Annotated in this window: 14 protein-coding genes and 1 pseudogene; 12 read left to right on the forward strand and 3 right to left on the reverse strand. The window is 42.7% G+C overall.

Annotated elements, in window-relative coordinates:
• The first annotated feature begins 34 nt into the window (after positions 1–34).
• The 8 genes and pseudogenes from PseudUWO310_RS01625 to PseudUWO310_RS01655 all read left to right on the forward strand — a co-directional run bounded on the left by PseudUWO310_RS01625 (position 35) and on the right by PseudUWO310_RS01655 (position 11573).
• Positions 35–2764 (forward strand): ATP-binding protein, encoded by a 2730-nt coding sequence (locus PseudUWO310_RS01625; protein ID WP_190315870.1) that lies wholly within the window; start codon positions 35–37, stop codon positions 2762–2764.
• A 49-nt stretch (positions 2765–2813) separates the two neighbouring features.
• Positions 2814–3191: pseudogene (locus PseudUWO310_RS23840) on the forward strand (response regulator); the annotation flags it as partial.
• Between the two features lie 36 nt (positions 3192–3227).
• Positions 3228–4082, forward strand: coding sequence for a sensor histidine kinase (locus PseudUWO310_RS01630; RefSeq protein WP_411729011.1), 855 nt, complete (start codon positions 3228–3230; stop codon positions 4080–4082).
• Positions 4083–4276: 194 nt separating this feature from the next.
• Positions 4277–6874, forward strand: a complete 2598-nt coding sequence (locus PseudUWO310_RS01635; RefSeq protein ID WP_223805494.1) for a hybrid sensor histidine kinase/response regulator — start codon at positions 4277–4279, stop codon at positions 6872–6874.
• Between the two features lie 102 nt (positions 6875–6976).
• Complete coding sequence (locus PseudUWO310_RS01640; RefSeq protein ID WP_142598463.1) at positions 6977–8812, forward strand: ABC transporter ATP-binding protein; 1836 nt, start codon at positions 6977–6979, stop codon at positions 8810–8812.
• Between the two features lie 67 nt (positions 8813–8879).
• Complete coding sequence (locus PseudUWO310_RS01645) at positions 8880–10235, forward strand: pyridoxal phosphate-dependent decarboxylase family protein (RefSeq protein ID WP_142598465.1); 1356 nt, start codon at positions 8880–8882, stop codon at positions 10233–10235.
• Positions 10236–10592: 357 nt separating this feature from the next.
• Positions 10593–11045 (forward strand): transcriptional regulator NrdR, encoded by a 453-nt coding sequence (gene nrdR, locus PseudUWO310_RS01650; RefSeq protein WP_009628890.1) that lies wholly within the window; start codon positions 10593–10595, stop codon positions 11043–11045.
• A 219-nt stretch (positions 11046–11264) separates the two neighbouring features.
• Positions 11265–11573 carry a DUF3155 domain-containing protein gene (locus PseudUWO310_RS01655; RefSeq protein WP_040689531.1) on the forward strand — a complete coding sequence of 103 codons (309 nt, stop codon included), beginning with the start codon at positions 11265–11267 and terminating at the stop codon, positions 11571–11573.
• A gap of 744 nt (positions 11574–12317) precedes the next feature.
• Here the strand turns inward: PseudUWO310_RS01655 and PseudUWO310_RS01660 are convergent.
• Entirely contained in the window at positions 12318–12530 is a 213-nt protein-coding gene (locus tag PseudUWO310_RS01660; protein WP_009629135.1) for a hypothetical protein, read from the reverse strand.
• A gap of 247 nt (positions 12531–12777) precedes the next feature.
• On the reverse strand, positions 12778–13200 hold the full coding sequence (locus tag PseudUWO310_RS01665) for a tetratricopeptide repeat protein (protein ID WP_009629136.1): 423 nt from the start codon (positions 13198–13200) through the stop codon (positions 12778–12780).
• Positions 13201–13511: 311 nt separating this feature from the next.
• Between PseudUWO310_RS01665 and PseudUWO310_RS01670 the strand changes: the two genes are divergently transcribed.
• From PseudUWO310_RS01670 to PseudUWO310_RS01680, 3 genes are all read left to right on the forward strand, one after another.
• A complete protein-coding gene (locus tag PseudUWO310_RS01670; protein ID WP_142598467.1) occupies positions 13512–14279 on the forward strand; it encodes a WecB/TagA/CpsF family glycosyltransferase in 768 nt (255 codons plus the stop codon).
• A gap of 258 nt (positions 14280–14537) precedes the next feature.
• On the forward strand, positions 14538–15992 hold the full coding sequence (locus PseudUWO310_RS01675; RefSeq protein WP_142598469.1) for a sugar transferase: 1455 nt from the start codon (positions 14538–14540) through the stop codon (positions 15990–15992).
• Between the two features lie 329 nt (positions 15993–16321).
• A complete protein-coding gene (locus tag PseudUWO310_RS01680) occupies positions 16322–16582 on the forward strand; it encodes a hypothetical protein (RefSeq protein WP_009629139.1) in 261 nt (86 codons plus the stop codon).
• A 222-nt stretch (positions 16583–16804) separates the two neighbouring features.
• Here the strand turns inward: PseudUWO310_RS01680 and PseudUWO310_RS01685 are convergent, their stop codons facing one another.
• Positions 16805–17809, reverse strand: a complete 1005-nt coding sequence (locus tag PseudUWO310_RS01685; protein WP_223805495.1) for a pentapeptide repeat-containing protein — start codon at positions 17807–17809, stop codon at positions 16805–16807.
• A 423-nt stretch (positions 17810–18232) separates the two neighbouring features.
• Between PseudUWO310_RS01685 and PseudUWO310_RS01690 the strand changes: the two genes are divergently transcribed.
• Positions 18233–18967, forward strand: coding sequence for a bifunctional sterol desaturase/short chain dehydrogenase (locus PseudUWO310_RS01690; RefSeq protein ID WP_142598473.1), 735 nt, complete (start codon positions 18233–18235; stop codon positions 18965–18967).
• The last annotated feature ends 177 nt before the right edge of the window (positions 18968–19144 follow it).

The raw sequence follows: 19144 nt of genomic DNA on the forward strand, positions 1-19144 counted from the left end.
CTTTCAATGTCTTTGCAATGTAAATTCGACACAGATGAATGGAACGATGATGAAGTCTAGCGTCAAATCAGCTAAAGCCCTGCCGTTACAGCTCGTATTAGTGGTTCCATTTGTGCTCCAAATCTTTGCCGCAGTGGGGCTGACGGGATATCTATCACTACGAAATGGTCAGAAGGCGGTTAATGATGTTTCTAGTCAATTACGCCAAGAAATAAGCGATCGCATTACCTTACAAGTTCTTGCCTACCTAGAAAAAACCTATACGATCGGGCAAACCATTGCAGTCGCCTCCGAAGAGGAGCAAATCGACTTAACCGACACCAAAAAACTAGAACGAACTTTTTGGCGGTTAGTCAGCAAAGATATGATTCAGTTTATTCAAATTGGGTTCGCTGATGGCACTAGCATTAGTGTCGAGGAATCGGTAAATCCTGATGGTAGTGAAAATTATATTATGGCTGCGATCGTCGATCAGGAAAGCATCCCTCGGCGAAAAATGTACAAACTTAATGATCAAGGAGAAAGAACTTCTCTAATTGAGACGCAACCAAAATTCGATCCCAGAGTTCGTCCTTGGTATATCGCTGCTCAAAAAGCAGGCAAGCCGACTTGGGCTGCTAAACCCTTTCTCGGAAGATCTCAGCCATTTCCCACCATAACAATATCCCATCCAATCTATGATAAAAATAATGTGCTTGTGGCAGTCGCCAACAATAGCTTTTGGATTAGTAAAATCCATAGGTTCCTTAGTAACCTCAAGGTAGGACAGACAGGACAGACATTTATTATTGATCGCGCAGGCAATCTAATTGCTAGCTCCACCATTGAGCAACCTTTTATCATTGATTATCAGAAAAAGGAACTGCAACAAATTCCCGCCGTAAAAGCGGACAGTTTAGTAATTAGTGGGACATCCAAGGTTTTACTCGAACGCTTCGGTAGTTTTAACGAAATCACCCAAAGTCAGCAGTTAGAATTTACGCTCAACAACCAAAGACAGCTCGTCCAAGTTTCCAATATCCGCGACGAGTATGGAATTGACTGGCTGAGTATAATCGTCGTACCCGAATCAGACTTCATGGCGCAGATTGATGACAATACAAGAACGACAATTTTTCTTTGTTTTGGCGCATTAATTGTAGCAAGCATATTGGGACTCTATACTGCAAAGTGGATAGCGCTCCCGATATTGAAATTACAGCAAGCCAGCGAAGCGATCGCCTCAGGAGAACTAGACCGCAAAGTAGAAGGGAATGACATTAAAGAGATCGCAGGACTGGCAAGGGCATTCAACCAGATGGCAATACAACTCAAAACATCTTTTACAGGGTTAGAGATTCGGGTATCAGAGAGAACCGAAGAGCTACAGCGAGCCAAAGAAGAAGCAGACAGCGCCAACCAAGCCAAGAGCGAATTTCTGGCGAACATGAGCCACGAGCTACGAACACCATTAAACGGGATCCTAGGATATGCCCAAATCCTCAGCCGATCCAAAGGACTGCAAGAGAAAGAACGACATGGGATCAATATCATCTACCAATGTGGCAGCCATCTATTGACATTGATCAATGACGTACTAGAGCTATCAAAGATCGAAGCAAGGAAACTAGAACTACAGGAAAACACGATCCATTTACCGTCATTTTTGCAAGGAGTAGTGGAGATATGTCGAGTAAGAGCCGACCAAAAAGGGATCGAATTCATTTATGAAAGGGAAACTGAGCTACCAGAAGGGATCGAGACAGACGAAAAGAGATTAAGACAAGTAATTATTAATTTATTAAGCAATGCCATTAAATTCACAGACAAAGGGAAAGTAATATTTAGAGTAGGAGTAGGGGTAGAAAGAGCAGAGATCAAGATAGAAGTAGAGGATACAGGAGTAGGGATAGCGGAAGGAGAGATAGAAAGGATATTTCAAGCCTTCGAGCAAGTGGGAGAGAAGAAGAGACAATCAGAGGGGACAGGATTGGGACTAGCGATCAGTCAAAGGATCGTACAAATGATGGGAGGGGAGATCCAAGTTAAGAGCGAATTAGGGAAAGGGAGCGTATTTAGCTTCAGGATAGGAGTAAAGGTAGCCGAGGATTGGGTAAAGCAAAAAACAGTTGAACAGGGACAGAATATCATCGGATATGAAGGAGAGAGAAAGGAGATATTGATCGTCGATGATAAATGGGAAAACAGGTCGGTGATTGTTAATCTGCTGGAGCCTTTAGGATTTAGTCTTACAGAAGCAGAAAATGGACGGATAGGATTAGAGAAGATAAGAGACAAGCATCCTGACCTTGTGATAACGGATTTGGCGATGCCAGTGATGGATGGATTTGAGATGTTGAGCCAGATCAGAGCGGACGATACATTAGAGGGACTAATCGTGATCGTTTCTTCGGCATCCGTAGGGCAAGAGGATCGGCAAAAGAGTTTGGAGGAAGGAGGAGATGACTTTTTAGAGAAGCCAGTACATTCTGAAGAATTGTTTAGGCTATTGAGTGAGCATTTGCAAATCAAGTGGAAGTATGAAAAGGGAGGAAAGGAGGAAGTGGTAGCATCAGAAGCTTTGGTCGCGCCTCCTGAGGAGGACTTGAGGTTGCTGTTGGATTTAGCTCTTGGTGGCTTAATCAAAAAACTAGGTGATACCGCTGGGCAAATTGGTCAAAGGGATGTCCGCTATTTGCCTTTTGTCCAGCAGATTCAATTGCTGGCTAAGGGATTCAAAACGGAAAAGATCGAAGCCCTACTGCGTCGATATCTCCCTAATTAATAACCCTAATTAATAAACCTAATTAATAACAATGAGGATTATAGAGAGCATGACTGTTGAAGATTCTAATACTTTGATTCTAATTGTTGATGATACCCCAACTAATCTGGATGTTATTTCAGAGGCTTTAAGCGATGTGGGATACGATGTGGCGATCGCTACGAGTGGAGAACGCGCCCTTCATCAGGTTGAGCGAAACCTGCCTGACCTCATCTTGTTAGATGTGATGATGCCTGAAATTGATGGATTTGAAACCTGTAGAAGACTAAAAAGTAATCCCAAAACCACCAATATTCCCATTATCTTCATGACAGCACTTTCTGATATGAGTAATAAGATCAAGGGGTTTGAACTAGGTGCGGTGGACTATATTACTAAGCCTTTTCAAGAACAAGAAGTACTGGCTAGGGTAAGAACCCATCTACAGTTAAGCCTATTAACGCAAAAGTTAGAGGATCAGGTGATGCAGAAAACTGCCGCATTGCAAGCTTCTCAACTGCAAATTATTCAAAGCGAAAAATTGTCTGCTCTCGGCAATTTGGTTGCTGGCGTTGCCCATGAAATCAATAACCCGATTGGCTTTCTTGGGGGGAATATCCAACCCGCCTTAGGCTATATCAAGGATCTATTTGGTTTGTTAGATCTTTACCAAAAAAAGTATCCCGATCCCGATCCTGATATTCAAGAAGAAATTGACAATATCGATCTTGCCTATATTCGCGAAGATTTACCGAAGTTGGTTGGTTCTATGCGAGAAGGAATCAAACGGATCAAGGATATTAGTAATAGTCTCCGCACCTTTTCCCGCGCCGATAGTGACGCTAAGCAGACTTTTAATATCCATGAAGGGCTAGATAGCACGATTTTGATCCTCCGCCATCGCCTCAAGGCAAACGAACAACGTCCAGAAATTGAAGTTGTCACGGAATACGGTCAGATTCCTCCGATTAAATGTTTCCCAGGACAACTTAATCAAGTATTTATGAATATCTTAGCTAATGCGATTGATGCTCTAGATGAAGCCAGTCAGAAACGTAGCTATGCCGAACTCCAAGCCAATCCAAATCGAATTACGATTCAAACTTCAGGATCGGAGAAGTATGTGAAAATCAAAATTACTGATAATGGTAAAGGGATGTCTGCGGAAGTAAAAAATAAGATTTTTGATCATCTATTTACGACTAAAGCCGTAGGAAAAGGGACGGGATTGGGCTTAGCGATTGCTAAGCAGATCGTTGTAGAAAAACATGAAGGAAGTATTGAAGTAAGCTCCATAATCGGTCAAGGATCAGAGTTCCTAATTCTTTTACCTCTCTAAAAAGAGATGATTCGATATGATTCTATTCAATCTAATACGAACTTAACGAGTGTGGCGCAAGAATTTTTTATCAGTAGCTCAGTAGATAAATACAGTTAATAAATACGGTCAAAATATAACTTATGCAGGATCGAGTGATGAATAAATCGGGAATATTAAACTCCATAGCACATCGGTCAATTGGAACTAGTCTAATGATATATGTGCTGGGTGGTGCTTTTGTCGGACTTAGTGCCATGTCAGTACTGGTCTATCGAGTACTTGATAGTCAAGCTAGACAAGAGATACAGAAGACATTGAGGATCAAGGTGCGCGAGGTTGAGAGTCAAATTTCTCAAGTGGAAACCTTTACGGCTAATATGCAAGTTGCGCTTCAAATTATGCGATCGCAGCCAAATATAACTACCAAGGATTACAAACGATTAACATTTGAGTTTTTTAAAAAACGTCCATCTCTAGTAATGGGGTCGGGATTTGGGCAAACTCCCTATGGAATTATTACCAACCGTAAATGGTTTTATCCATATTTTTATCTCGATCAGGGATCTCCTGATTCGGTAGGCGATCGCTTGCCCCCTCCTAATGAAAACATTCGCTATTTGGATGTAATTGATGCGGAGTTTTATCCAGACAAGGACTACTATCAATTTGGTATTAAGGCAGGAAAACCTGCGTGGAGTGAACCCTATGATTGGTACGGTATTACTATGGGTACCTTTACTTATCTCATCTTTGACGATAAAGGGAAAACATTGGGCTATACGGCAAGTGATCTTAATGTGAACGCCATTACCCAACAAATTAAGGACAAGGCGTTCCACGATCAAGGCTATTTTGCTTTAATCAGTCAAAAGGGAAACCTACTGGGCTATCCACCCGATGTAGCAAAGGCAAAAGCCAGAGATAGTTATCGAGATATTCCTGAATTACAAGTAATTTGGCCGCAGATACAGGATAGCAGTGGAATTCTCGAATCAGAAGGGCAAATATGGGCTTATGATCGCGTCGCGGGCACTAATTGGCTGATGCTGGCAGTTGTTCCCAAAAATGTTGTTGTGTTACCAGTTTTAGGCATTACTTTAGGAGGAACATTAGGAGCTGGTGTCATTTTAGTCTTGGTCGTAATTTGGTTTGTAAGGCGTTTGAATCGACGCTTGCAGCCAATTGTCGAAGAATGTAATCAAATGATGCTGATGGAGTCAGATGCGAATCAGCCAGTTAATCCTGAATTAAAAATTAATAAAGGTATGGATGAACTCGAAATTCTCTCTACTTCCTTCGAGCGAATGACACAACAACTAAGGGACTCATTCAATGCCTTGCAAAAATCAAACGAAGATCTAGAAATCCGCGTATCAGAGAGAACTGAAGAGCTACAGAGAGCAAAAGAAGAAGCAGACAGCGCCAACCAAGCCAAGAGCGAATTTCTGGCGAACATGAGCCACGAGCTAAGAACACCATTAAACGGGATCCTAGGATATGCCCAAATCCTCAGCCGATCCAAAGAACTGCAAGAGAAAGAACGACATGGGATCAATATCATCTACCAATGTGGCAGCCATCTATTGACACTAATCAATGACGTACTAGAGCTATCAAAGATCGAAGCAAGGAAACTAGAACTACAGGAAAACACGATCCATTTACCGTCATTTCTGCAAGGAGTAGTGGAAATATGTCGAGTGAGAGCCGACCAAAAAGGGATCGAATTTATTTATGAAAGGGAAACTGAGCTACCAGAAGGGATCGAGACAGACGAAAAGAGATTAAGACAAGTAATTATTAATTTATTAAGCAATGCCATTAAATTTACAGACAAAGGGAAAGTAACATTTAGAGTAGGAGTAGGAGTAGGAGTAGGAGTAGAAAGAGCAGAGATCAAGATAGAAGTAGAGGATACAGGAGTAGGGATAGCGGAAGGAGAGATAGAAAGGATATTTCAAGCCTTCGAGCAAGTAGGAGAGAAGAAGAAACAATCGGAAGGGACAGGATTGGGACTAGCGATCAGTCAAAGGATCGTACAAATGATGGGAGGAGAGATCCAAGTTAAGAGCGAACTAGGGAAAGGGAGCATATTTAGCTTCAGGATAGGAGTAAAGGTAGCCGAGGACTGGGTAAAGCAAAAAACAGTTGAACAGGGACAGAATATCATCGGATATGAAGGAGAGAGAAAGGAGATATTGATCGTCGATGATAAATGGGAAAATAGGTCGGTGATTGTTAATCTGCTGGAGCCGTTAGGATTTAGTCTTACGGAAGCAGAAAATGGACGGATAGGATTAGAGAAGACAAGAGACAAGCATCCTGACCTTGTGATAACGGATTTGGCGATGCCAGTGATGGATGGATTTGAGATGTTGAGCCAGATCAGAGCGGACGATAGATTAGAGGGACTAATCGTGATCGTTTCTTCGGCTTCGGTAGCCTATGAGGATCAGCAAAAAAGTCTGGACGTAGGAGGGGATGATTTTCTTGAAAAACCAGTACATTCTGAAGAATTGTTTAGGCTATTGAGCAAGCATCTCGAAATTACATGGAAATATGAGGAGAAGGAAGAAAGAAAAATAGAATCAGAAGATTTGGTTGTGCCACCAGAGGAGGACTTGAGGTTGTTGTTGGATTTAGCTCTTGATGGTTTAATCAAAAAACTAGGTGATACCGCTGGGCAAATTGGTCAAAGGGATATCCGCTATTTGCCTTTTGTCCAGCAGATTCAATTGCTGGCTAAGGGATTTCAAACCGAGAAATTGGAGCTTCTGCTTCAAGAATATTTGAATGAAACATATCCATGAATATGAATTAAGGCTTACGCAAATTTGATGGTAAAAGACTTTATATGTCTTGAAGCGTGATATTTTAGCTTGAGATGCTTTAGATACTCAGACCTTAAAAACATGCTGCTTGAAGTTGAAAACTTAACTGTACGTTATGGCGATGCATTGCCCGCCGTAGATCGCGTCACTTTCCACTTACAAGCAGGTGAAGCGCTAGGTTTAATCGGTGAGAGTGGGTGCGGGAAATCGACAATTGGTCGATCGCTGATCAAGCTATTGCCCCAAAGCGCGAGTATGGAAGGAACGATATGTGTTGATGGCGAAGCGATCGCTGAAAAAAAAGATGGTAAGTGGCGTGGGGAAAAAGTCGGACTAATATTTCAAGATCCGATGACAAGACTCGATCCTCTGATGAGCATAGAAGGACATGGGCTGGAAGTATTAGCATCTCACTATCCTAAGCTATCGACGCAATCGGCAAAGCAACGGCTAAATGAAGCTCTGAGAGCCGTTCGCATCGATCCATCCCGTGCTAAGCAATATCCCCATGAATTTAGCGGCGGAATGCGCCAGAGAGTTGCGATCGCCCTTTCTTTATTGCTGAATCCCGTTTTGTTGATTGCCGACGAGCCGACTACTAGTCTTGATGTTACTGTCGCCTCGGAAATTCTCAAGGAGCTAACGACCCTTCGCAAAAGTCGTTCGATGGGTTTATTGCTAGTTACCCACGATCTGGGTATGGTTGCCGAATATTGCGATCGCATTGCCGTCATGTATAACGGGGCGATCGTGGAGACGGGAACCGTCGAGCAGATCTTCCGTTCCCCGCAACATCCCTATACCCAGAGTTTGCTAACTTCGGTGCTACATTTCCATCCCGAGGCTCTCGAATCCAATCAAAACCAACAGGAAATCGAAGATATTCCTGTAATTCAAGATATTCCTGTAATTCAAGATATTTCCGTAATTCCAGATCTCCAATCCCCTGACAATACTCCTGCGATTGCTGCTGAAGAGGCAAATATTGAGGCAACTACTGGGATAAATACTGAGGCAAATATTTCTGAAGAGAATCAGGAAGAGAACCCAAAACCGCAAGAAACTCAATTAATTGAAAAAATTACTGTCCCGCAAAAGTCTATTCCCAGAGTGATTCTCTATGTCAATCATCTGAAAAAGCACTATGTCACTGGGGGCAATCCGATCGCTAGATTTTTTGATGCCTCGATTGGTGTGGTCAAAGCTGTTGATGGAATTGACTTAGAGATCCTCTCAGGTGAGACCTTCGGCATTATTGGCGAAAGTGGGTCGGGCAAAAGTACGACTGGGCGGGCGATCCTGCAATTAATTAAGCCCGATCGCGGTTTGGTGCGGTTTAATAGCGTGGAACTCACTAAGCTCAAAGGCGAACAATTGCGCCAAATGCGATCGCAGATGCAGATGATCTTTCAAGATCCGCGTGCTTGTTTCAGTCCCTCCATGACCGTATTTCGGAGCGTAGCCGACCCGCTGCTGATTCACCAGATCGTCCCCAACCTCGAAGCCGCCCGCGACAAGGTATATGCCATTCTCGAAAAAGTAGGGCTGAGTTCGCAACTAGCCGAGCGCTATCCATCCGATTTGTCAGGAGGACAGTTACAGAGGGTCGCGATCGCCCGCGCCCTGATTACTAACCCAAAATTGGTCATCTGTGACGAACCAGTAAGTATGCTGGATGCCTCGATCCAGAGCCAAGTTTTACAGCTAATGCGCGACCTCAAACAGGAATTTAAACTTACCTATATCTTTATTACCCACGATCTCGCTGTCGCCCAATTTTTTTGCGATCGCATTGCGGTGATGCGTGGCGGTAAAATCGTAGAACAGGGCAGCACCGCATCGGTTTTGACTAATCCTCACCACGAATATACCAAGGCTTTGATTGCTTCGATTCCGCGCATCCCTTACATCGACTAAACTTAAAATCCCCCTGCGATGCCATCGCCAGTATCCCTTGGGGACTCATTGATAAATAAACGTAACAATGCCCGATTCCCCGCGCCAATTCTCCCTTAATTCCCATTTTCTCAATCCCGATCGCTCCAATCTCGAAGACATCCGCAAGTTAGGCTATGCCTTTGTGGATCTGATCGTGGATTCAGTTCTGGATACTCAAAGTCATCCCTTTGTCAAGGATGAAACTGCTTTCGAGCTCCGCATTCCCCAACAGGGACAGGAACTCTTAGAGTTGCTATCCGAAGTGCGATCGCAGATTTTGCCCCGTACAGTTAACTTCCAGAATCCCCGTTATATGGGACATATGGACAGCGTACCCACCGCCATCACGATCTGGGCTGACGCTCTAGTTTCCGCAGTCAATAACAATATGCTGAGCTACGAGCTAGCACCCATATTTACGGAAATGGAATCCCAGCTCATGCAATGGTTTGGGCATTTCTTCGGTATGGGCAAGGATTGTTTTGGCACGCTTACCGCAGGTGGTAGCCTTGCTAATATTTCAGGGCTTTTATTGGCAAGAAATTGGAAATGTCCTGAGAGCAAAAATGTTGGTGGTTCTGGTAATTTAGTCGCCTTTGTCTCCGATGCGGCCCATACTTCCTTTGAGAAGGCAATGAATGTGATTGGCATTGGGAAGGATAACTTAGTGCGTGTGCCTACGAACGATCGCGGTGAAATCCTCATTGAGGAATTAGAAATAGCCATTCAACAAGCAATTAGCCAAGGGAAAACGCCTTTTTTTGTGGCGGCGATCGCAGGTACAACGGTGACAGGGGCGATCGATCCCATCCAAGCAGTAGGAGTCATTGCTAAGCGTTATGATTGCTGGTTTCATGTTGATGCCGCCTATGGTGGGGCGGGAATTTTTACTCCCAAACTAAAACCTCTATTTCAAGGCTGCGAACTTGCCGACTCGATGACCTTTAATCCTCAGAAATGGCTATGGGTAGCGCGAACCTGTGCCATGCTCATCGTAAAAGATCGACAACATTTGGTGGATGGGTTTGCAGGAGAACTTCCCTATATGGACGATCGCGCACTCAACTTTGGTAACCTCAATTTGCAAGGAACAAGGCGCACTGATAGCCTCAAATTGTGGATGGCAATGAAGGCAATGGGCATAGAAGGCTGTCGCTATCTAGTTGAGCGATCACTCGATCTATCGCATAATTTGCGGCAATGGGTGGATGCTTCGAGGGATTTAGAGCTGGTTTGCGAACCGACATTAAATATTATTTGTCTCCAATCTACGGATCCCCAACTAAGTAGCGCTGCATTGCGCCAACAATGGATCGATGAAGGCAAATTATGGCTATCTTTACCGCTCTGGAAAGGCGATCGCATTCTCAAAGCGGTGGTTTTACATCCCTACGCGGGATGATACCTGCAAGGCTGCGATACCTTGGCTTTGCTCCCCATCACCAAACTGACCACTATAACTTACAGTTGTATAAATAAAGAATCGGTTTTATAGCTATAGTCAGTAATGTTAGGACAAACATCAAACCGAATAGAGAGTTGCGGCGCTTCGCGCCGCAACTCTCTATTCGGTTTGATGTCCTGACTTATACCAAATCACAAAATGGCTATGCCATTTTGTGATTTTAAAACCGTGATTTTAAAACCCTTACTGGGTTTGGTTTTCAATTCTCAAAAGTGTAGCCACACTTTTGAGAATTGGTATTAAGTGAATATAGCTATACCATTCGATCCCTATACACCATAGTTGAGATATGTCATGCTTTGCCCGTTTTGTCAGCATACTGATAGCCGTGTTTTAGAATCTCGTTCGGCAGAGGCAGGCTGTAGTATCCGACGCAGGCGAGAATGTCTGAACTGTCAGCGTCGATTTACCACCTACGAACGGATTGAATTTGTCCCCATCACGGTTTTAAAACGTGATGGGGCGAGCGAATCCTTTGATCGGTCGAAGTTGCTGCGCGGCATGATCAGAGCCTGTGAGAAAACGGGGGTATCGCAGACGGCTCTGGAGTCAATTATTGATGAAATCGAAGCGCAACTTCAAGGACGCGATCGCCATCAAGTCTCAAGCGTCGAAATTGGGGAGATGGTTTTACGATATTTACAAGATGTCAGCGAGGTTGCCTACGTAAGATTTGCTTCGGTATACCGACAATTTCGGGGAGTTCGGGACTTTGCCGAAGCTTTAAACCACTTTGCCGCAAATTGATGTAGTTGTCGATACAGCGATCACTGGAGTAAAAGATAGGGATGTAATGATTACCTAACCTAACTTCTAGATTTTGGCTTGGTATCAACCTAAGGCACAGGAAATGACCAGTGACAAAAATTTGTAAAGAAAAGTTGAAATTTCTTATTGACCCTAGCTATAATATCAGTGTTTTGTAATCCCGATCGCATTTCAGGGTCTAAATTAGGAGGTATTGATTTGGCAAGGAGACGTAAGCGGAAGAGTAGACGTCGCCAAGAAGGGCGCAAAATCCTAGAACATATTCCTCAATTTAGTATCGATAGCGGAGAAGATAAGCCAGTAACGGCTGCACGTAAGTACATTCATACACATGGCATTCTTCCCCCAGCATTGTTGCTTGTAAGACGGAACGAGCACACAACAGATCGATACTTCTGGGCAGAAAAAGGACTATTCGGAGCACAGTATGTTGAAGAAAATCACTTCTTGTTTCCCAGTCTGAAGCCACCTGAAGAAAGAGAAGTCGCCCTTGCAGGATGTCGATAATTTTTTCGGCTATCCATCAAGGTAAACTTTAAATTTTTCGTTGGTATCACTTTTTCAGCACTTTACATTAATAAGTACCTATTTCTAGAGAAAGCTGTGTTTATCACCATAGATTATAGAAATTTGCACTTATTTATTCGTAAATTGCTGAAAAGTAAACATCAATGTAGTTATGAGTATAAATATATTTGATTTGTAGTTTAGTCAAATATGTTTAAAATTTTCATGGTTACTCATGTAACTAACAAATGGGGATTTTATTTATTTAGATATTAACGGTTGAAGGTATTTATTACATCTTCCAGAAGTGACATCTCACTTCTGGTTTTTTGTTAATTTATCTTCAAGCCTAAAAGATGAATGGCGGTGCTTTGCATCGCCATTCATCTTTTATACTAAATCACAAAATGGCTACGCCATTTTGTGATTTTAAAACCCTTACTGGGTTTAGTTTTTAATTTCCAAAAGTGTAGCCACACTTTTGGAAATTGGTATTATGCCAAATCACAAAATGGCGTAGCCATTTTGTGATTTTACAACCCTTACTGGGCTTGGTTTTTAATTTCCAAAAGTGTGGCTACACTTTTGGAAATTGGTATTAGGCTTTAATCTTGCAATAAAAAAGTGCAATAAAAAAGAGCAATAAAAAAGAGCAAACTTAGGTTTGCTCTTTTTTATTGCGAATTTGATTTTTTTAATAGACTTTCATCATCAAGCATGGAGGAAACCTCACAAAGGCGATCGCTAGGCATCTATCACTGCGTTATTGACTGTCTTTTTCCAGCCTCTGGGTAACTTAAGATCGTCGGGATCGACATAATGACAAGCATAGTCATCCAAGCAGATCAAGGCCCATCCATTTCCGTCAATATTGACCAATTTGTAAGAAGCTTCAAGAACAAAAAAGCCTTTGTGGTTACGGGTATCGGGCTTTACTCTGACATTTTCTAAGATCATTTTGTTAACTTCCTTCTAAATAAAAAAATTTATCCCTAGCTGTAATTAAAAAAATTAGCAGTTTCAGTAATTTATATTTAGGTAGCCTAACACTCTTGACAAAAATCCTCTGTTAAGTTTTGATGACAAATCGATGTTAGTTATAAAGTTATATGATCTTTAATGAAGTTATTTATTGAATTTAACCGATACTTGTTAACAAATGTTGATAATGGGTATTATTAAACGATATTTTATCGTTTTAATTTTAGCTTAGTACCCAATCCCTAACCTTTTCAAGGGCTTTCCAGTCGGGACGACGACGCAATCCTTCTTCAAAATTCTCAACAATTTCGGGCTTAATATCTTTCAAAATCATGAGCCAGTTTTGAGCGGCTTCTACCTGCTCACGCACACCCTTTTGAGAAAGTTCTAGCATAGCGATCGCTAGATTAATGCGACCTTGAGGATCTTCGGGCGCTATTTTAACTGCCTTTTGGGCGGGCTTAAGCGCAAGCTTGGCATTGTTATCGAGCAAATAAAGCCAAGATAGACAGATCCAACCGCTAGCAACTTTAGGTTGGCGATCGCATACTTTTTCAAACACAGGAATTAATTCCGCCGCAGATTCACCCTGTTTGTAGCGTTCTATACCCTGAGTGAATAAATCTTCTGCAATTTCTGTATTCATCGAGCGAATCAAAACTCCAAAGCCGTATTTTTTGCCTTAGCGATATTAACATATAGTCTACTCAATAATTAGTCTACCCAATAATCGCTTCTACCCATCTCATACCAAGCTCATACCAAGTTAAGAAATGGCTTAGCCATTTCTTAACTTGGTATGAGCTTAGAAAATTTTTGAAAGTGTTGCGAATCAACACTTTCAAAAATTTTCTAGGTTTGGATTTGAGCGCAAAGCATTGTAAATGAGTTGTGAGATGCTTCGGCTTATGCGTGTATTGAGCGAAGTCAGCGTTTGCCTGAGGGCATAATTTCTATATGAGCCAGCGTATACCTATTCTGAATGTTGGAATTGACACAACTAGCTATACCGAGATTTGCGATCGCCTTACTACCCTCGTCCAAGATCATAAATCCTGTTATATCGTGGCGGCAAATGTCCATGTAGTCATGAGTGCCTATTGGGACGCAACCTATTGTCAGGTATTGGCAAATGCTGAGATCGTTACCCCCGATGGGATGCCATTGGTATGGGGATTACGATCGCTGGGAATAGGAAATCAGCAAAGAGTCTATGGACCCGATCTAATGCTTGCCCTATGCGATCGTGCGGCGCGGGAAAATCTGCCGATCTATCTATTTGGGGCAACGGCGGCAACCCTAGACAAACTGGAGCAGAACTTAAGGTCGCAATTTCCCGATTTAGCGATCGCGGGTAAACATGCCCCTCCCTATCTAGATCTGTATAATCCTGACTTTGAATCCCAGATGGATAAAGATATCGAATTTATTGCTCAATCTGGGGCAAAAGTGTTGTTTGTTGCCCTTGGCTGTCCTAAGCAAGAGTTGTGGATGAGTTATGCCCAGCCGAAACTGTCCATGGTAATGGTTGGGGTCGGTGCTGCCTTTGATTTCCATAGCGGGCAGGTTTCGCAAGCACCTCGATGGATGATGGCGATCGGCTTGGAATGGCTATATCGCTTTGTGCAGGAGCCAAAGCGGCTATGGCAAAGATACTTAATTAATAACCCCTGCTTTGTTTTTTTGTTTGCCAAGCAACATTTGCAGCGACTGTTAAGTAAGTAGCTAGGCGTAAATCCCCAAGAATTAATTGGCGGCGCTTTGCGCCGCCAATTAATTCTTGGGTTTTATGTCCTAGTACAATTGGCGACAGCTATAAACCCGAAAAAATGAGTGGCGGCGCGAAGCGCCGCCATTCATTTTTTTGGTTTTTTGATTTGTCCGCATAGCGACAGCTATAGCTCAAATTTGGGCAAGATAACCAACAGGGACTTAACTAAGCAAATTTGCGATGAAAAATCAGGTTAAGAGCAGAAGAGGATCATGAGAGTGAGTAGCGATCGCCAATCAACCGATAAGCATGTCAAAAAGTATGATATTCGGGCATGTCATCAAATCCAGCCATGGTCTGGCTTTGAATTTAACTGGATGCGAACGATATTACTGATTGCTAGCGATATTTTGGGATTAGGTATCGCTTGGAAGGGTTCATTGAGTTTAAATCAAGGCTTTTCTCCACTCCCACCCGAACTAAATTGGGGCGAGTTCGCAGGTCTAACTGGGTTGTTTTGGGCTTTTGCGGTGGCGATCGTGGGGGGATTTGCCTATCACAACTTTTATCGGGGGGAGTCCCAATGGCGTAATTATGTAAAGCAGGGACAGTTTATAAGTAGCGTATATCTATCATCCCTAGTCATCAGCTATTTTTATAACCCTACGGTCGATGCGCCGCGATCGCTTTTTCTGCCTGCTTGGATCGGTAGCGTAATCATGATTATTGGTTTGCGACTGCTCCTAACCATACTTATCGATCAATTCCCAATTGCCAGAACCCATACCCCCGTGTTTATCGTCGCTCCAAGCGATCGGATATCCTACTTAACCAAGGTTATTGAAAAAAGAACGGGTTATAAAGTTGTGGGAGTGCTGACTTCGGCTCTTGCCAATAGCTCACACGCCATGCAAGCCATCATCACCTCTGGTGCTAAGGAAGTAATTGCGGAAGGATTACCCGAAACACAGCTAGCTTCGCAATTATATTGGCAACTTCGCAATGCAGGTATTGGACTAAGACTGGTTCCCTCTAGCCTCATGCTGTTGCATCGGCGCGGTACTCCAGAGATTTTTGCATCAATGCCCATGATTCGGATCGAGTCAAATTTATTGGCAAATTGGGAATATATCTTTAAACGCTGTTTCGATCTGGTTGCCTCGTTATTCGGATTGATCGTTTTATCGCCTGTATTTATAGGAATTGCGATCGCGATTAAAGCCAGTTCTCAAGGAAGCATATTCTATACTCAAGATCGGGTGGGGCTTCAAGGTCAATCCTTTCGGATGTGGAAATTTCGCAGCATGTTTATGGATGCCGATCGCCGCCAAGCCGAACTAGAGCATCTTAACAAGAGTTCGGATGGAGTTATGTTTAAAATCGAACGGGATCCTCGTATTATTCCCATCGGACATTTTTTGCGTTGCACCAGTCTTGACGAACTGCCGCAGTTATTTAACGTACTATTAGGACAAATGAGTCTCGTTGGTCCCCGTCCTTTACCTGTACGTGATGTAGCTCGATTTAGTAATTGGCATCATACAAGACATTTAGTAATGCCAGGGATAACTGGCTTATGGCAAATATCGGGGCGATCGGAACTGGATACAATCGATGATGTTGCCAAGCTAGATCTGTTCTATATTGATCGCTGGACGCTCAATTTTGATTTGGAAATTCTCATTGAAACGCTAAGATTAGTTCTCTTTGGCAAGGGAGCATATTAAGTAACTTCAGTTCGGGTTAAGCTGGCAAATTTTCAAAGCCCAAAAGTAAAAGCCTTGCTAAGCAAGGCTTTTACTTTTGGGCTTTGAAAAAGGGTTTGCTACGCAAACCCTTTCTCAAAGCCCGTTGTAAAAAAATCCATACTTTAAAGTATTGTTGAGAACATCATTGCCCAAGGCTCTCAGACTATACTGTTAAGTAGATAAGCATAAACTTAAAATTTAGAAGAGGATACCGCCCGCGCAGCGGGCGGTATCCTCTCTGATTTTGATTTTTAATTATGCCGAACTATTTACTATAAATTAACCTAAAATCTTGAGGATTACCCAAAATGAGTGAAGAACAAAAATCAGGATTTGGTGGATTTGTAAGCGGGCTACAGCAGAAGGCTGGAGAAGTCGCTGAAGGAATCAAGGATAAGGTTGAAGGCGTTGTGGGCGAAGAGAATTTGAAAAAAGTTACCGATGTCCTAAATACCGATGTTGGGGCAGTTGCCAAAGATTCTGCTGGAAAAGCGATCGATGCCTTAGAAACTGCCACTGGTCGCGATATTGATGGGGATGGAGATATTGGTGGCAAACCCAAGGAGTAATGGAAAGTCTTAAGGGAAGTATTACGCCAACTTAAAACCCAGAAGAGCATACAGCCCGCTGCGCGGGCTGTATGCTCTTCTGGGTTTGGTTTTTAATTATGCCTAGCTATAGCTACAGTCACTTGACTTAGGACAAATCAAACCCCAAGAATTGACTGGCGGCGCTTCGCGCCGCCAGTCAATTCTTGGGGTTTATGTCCTAGTACAATTGGCGACAGCTATTTAGCAATTTTGTATTGAACCATCGGGCATAATTGTGCCAAATAGATTAGCTTCAGATAAGCTAACCCCATTTAGGGTAGCTAGCCTCAAATTAGCTTTGACTAAATTAGTACCGATCAAAAATGCGGCATCTAGCTTTGCCGAAACGAGTTGTGCGCCCGTGAGAATAGCACCGCTCAGGTTCGCATTGCTTAAAATTGCATCGCTTAAAATTGTATCTTCCAAATTACTCCCACTCAGGTCGGCATTGCTAAGAATGGCATTACTAAGAACAGCATTTTTGAGATTGGTGTAACTTAAATTGGCATTACTCAAATTGGCATTACTAAGAATTGAATCAGCAAGATTCGCGTGACTTAAATTTGATTGATTAATAGTCGTATTACTCAGATCGCATTCTTGCAAATTGGCATGACTCAAATTAGCCGTACATAGTTTTGAGTCAGATAAATTTGAGTTGCTAAGATTAGCATATTCTAAATTAGCGTTGCTTAAGTCACTACGTCGAAGATCGGCGTTGGTGAGAATGGCATTGCTTAAAATGGCATTACTTAGATTGGTCTCATTTAAATTGGCATTGCTTAAATCGCTCTCATCTAAGTCAGCCCCGCTCAAATTTGCGCCACTAAAATACGCATTAGTGAGATCGGCTCCTTGCAAATTGGCTAAACTCAGATCGCATCTCTGCAAGCAGGCTTCGCGTAAATGGGCTCTACTTAAATAAGCGCCACTAACTTCGGCATCCTTGAGATTTGCTTTATATAAATCAGCTTCGCGCAGATTTGCTTTGACAAGATCGGATCTACTGAGATTTGCACCTAATAAATTGGCATTACTCAGATTTGTCCAACGCAAATTTACGCCACTTAGATCCGCTTCGCGTAGATTGGCTCGTCTCAAATTAGTCCCACTCAGATTAGGAATAGTTTCAGGATTTTCTAGTCTCCATCTATTCCACCCAGCTACGCCTTGTTTTAATATTGCCAGATGCTCTGAGTTTCCCATATGTCTCGCCTTTTGCACCATGCTCTCGCTAATGGATGAGCTTATCGATGGCTTATGCTCTCACTAATCCCTATTTTGGGAAACAAGAAAAGATCAGCAATAAAAATAAAATTACCATGAGGTTTTATAAGGCTTTTCAGTTACTCCCTTCCCAGTGAAAAATTATACCAATTACCAAAAGTGTGGCTACACTTTTGGTAATTGAAAACCAAACCCAGTAAGGGTTTTAAAATCACAAAATGGCGTAGCCATTTTGTGATTTGGTATTAGACGTTGCGGCGCTTCGCGCCGCAACGCTAATTCTTGGTTTTATACCAAAATGGCAACGCCATTTTGGAAATTGGTATTAGATCGCAATTTAGATCGTGAAGGGCATATTTTTGTAGTAGGTTTAAATCCGTAGCAAGAATGTAGGGTATCGACTTGTCACTTCAAGACAAAGTAATAGCGATTACGGGCGCGTCAGGAACGATGGGTCGGGCTTTGGTGTCAGAGCTTTCTAAGCGCGGAGCGCAGGTGATTGCGTTAACGACTTCGTCGCAGGCTACTTTCCCTGTCGAGGCAGATCGCCAAACCGATCGCGAAATAGAGGTTTTGACATGGCAGTTAGGTAACGAATCAGCCCTACGCGATCGCTTGCAAAAAGTCGATATTCTCATCCTCAATCATGGCATTAATTTATTGGGGGCGAGAGATTCCGCATCAATTTACAAATCCTATGAGGTTAATACCTTTTCTGTTTTCCGTTGGATGGATTTATTCCTAGAGTCCTTAACCGCAGATAAAGCTGAAGATAAAACTGAAGATAAATCCATAACTTCCAAAGAAATCTGGGTAAATACATCGGAAGCGGAAGTTAATCCTGCCTTCAGCCCATTGTATGAACTCTCGAAGCGTGCGATCGGCGATCTGGTGACATTGCGTCGCCTTGATGCCCCTTGTCTGATTCGTAAATTGATTTTGGGTCCTTTCAAAAGCGATCTCAATCCCTATGGTGTGATGTCAGCAAGTTTTGTAGCTTGGGCGATCGCTACTTTAGCTCAGTACGGATTTCGCGATATTATCGTTACTATTAATCCCATTACCTTTATTGCTTATCCGCTCAAAGAATTTTGGCGATCGCTCTATTTTCGGGTATTTTCTCGCTCTCTCCCATAACTTATAATACCAAGTTAAGAAATGGCGTAGCCATTTCTTAACTTGAAAACCCTTACTAGGTTTAGTTTTTATAGCTATAGTTAGTAATGTTAGGACAAAAATCAAACCCAATAGAGAGTTGCGGCGCTTCGCGCCGCAACTCTCTATTGGGTTTGATGTCCTGACTTAAGTGAATAT

The organism is Pseudanabaena sp. UWO310 (assembly GCF_006861605.1).
Taxonomy (GTDB): domain Bacteria; phylum Cyanobacteriota; class Cyanobacteriia; order Pseudanabaenales; family Pseudanabaenaceae; genus Pseudanabaena.

Bases quoted from the DNA above. Each gene is read 5' to 3' on its own strand.
- PseudUWO310_RS01625 (WP_190315870.1), top strand. From the start codon at position 35: ATGAATGGAACGATGATGAAGTCTAGCGTCAAATCAGCTAAAGCCCTG.
- PseudUWO310_RS01630 (WP_411729011.1), top strand. From the start codon at position 3,228: ATGCAGAAAACTGCCGCATTGCAAGCTTCTCAACTGCAAATTATTCAA.
- PseudUWO310_RS01635 (WP_223805494.1), top strand. From the start codon at position 4,277: ATGATATATGTGCTGGGTGGTGCTTTTGTCGGACTTAGTGCCATGTCA.
- PseudUWO310_RS01640 (WP_142598463.1), top strand. From the start codon at position 6,977: ATGCTGCTTGAAGTTGAAAACTTAACTGTACGTTATGGCGATGCATTG.
- PseudUWO310_RS01645 (WP_142598465.1), top strand. From the start codon at position 8,880: ATGCCCGATTCCCCGCGCCAATTCTCCCTTAATTCCCATTTTCTCAAT.
- nrdR (WP_009628890.1), top strand. From the start codon at position 10,593: ATGCTTTGCCCGTTTTGTCAGCATACTGATAGCCGTGTTTTAGAATCT.
- PseudUWO310_RS01660 (WP_009629135.1), bottom strand. From the start codon at position 12,530: ATGATCTTAGAAAATGTCAGAGTAAAGCCCGATACCCGTAACCACAAA.
- PseudUWO310_RS01665 (WP_009629136.1), bottom strand. From the start codon at position 13,200: ATGAATACAGAAATTGCAGAAGATTTATTCACTCAGGGTATAGAACGC.
- PseudUWO310_RS01670 (WP_142598467.1), top strand. From the start codon at position 13,512: ATGAGCCAGCGTATACCTATTCTGAATGTTGGAATTGACACAACTAGC.
- PseudUWO310_RS01675 (WP_142598469.1), top strand. From the start codon at position 14,538: ATGAGAGTGAGTAGCGATCGCCAATCAACCGATAAGCATGTCAAAAAG.
- PseudUWO310_RS01680 (WP_009629139.1), top strand. From the start codon at position 16,322: ATGAGTGAAGAACAAAAATCAGGATTTGGTGGATTTGTAAGCGGGCTA.
- PseudUWO310_RS01685 (WP_223805495.1), bottom strand. From the start codon at position 17,809: ATGGGAAACTCAGAGCATCTGGCAATATTAAAACAAGGCGTAGCTGGG.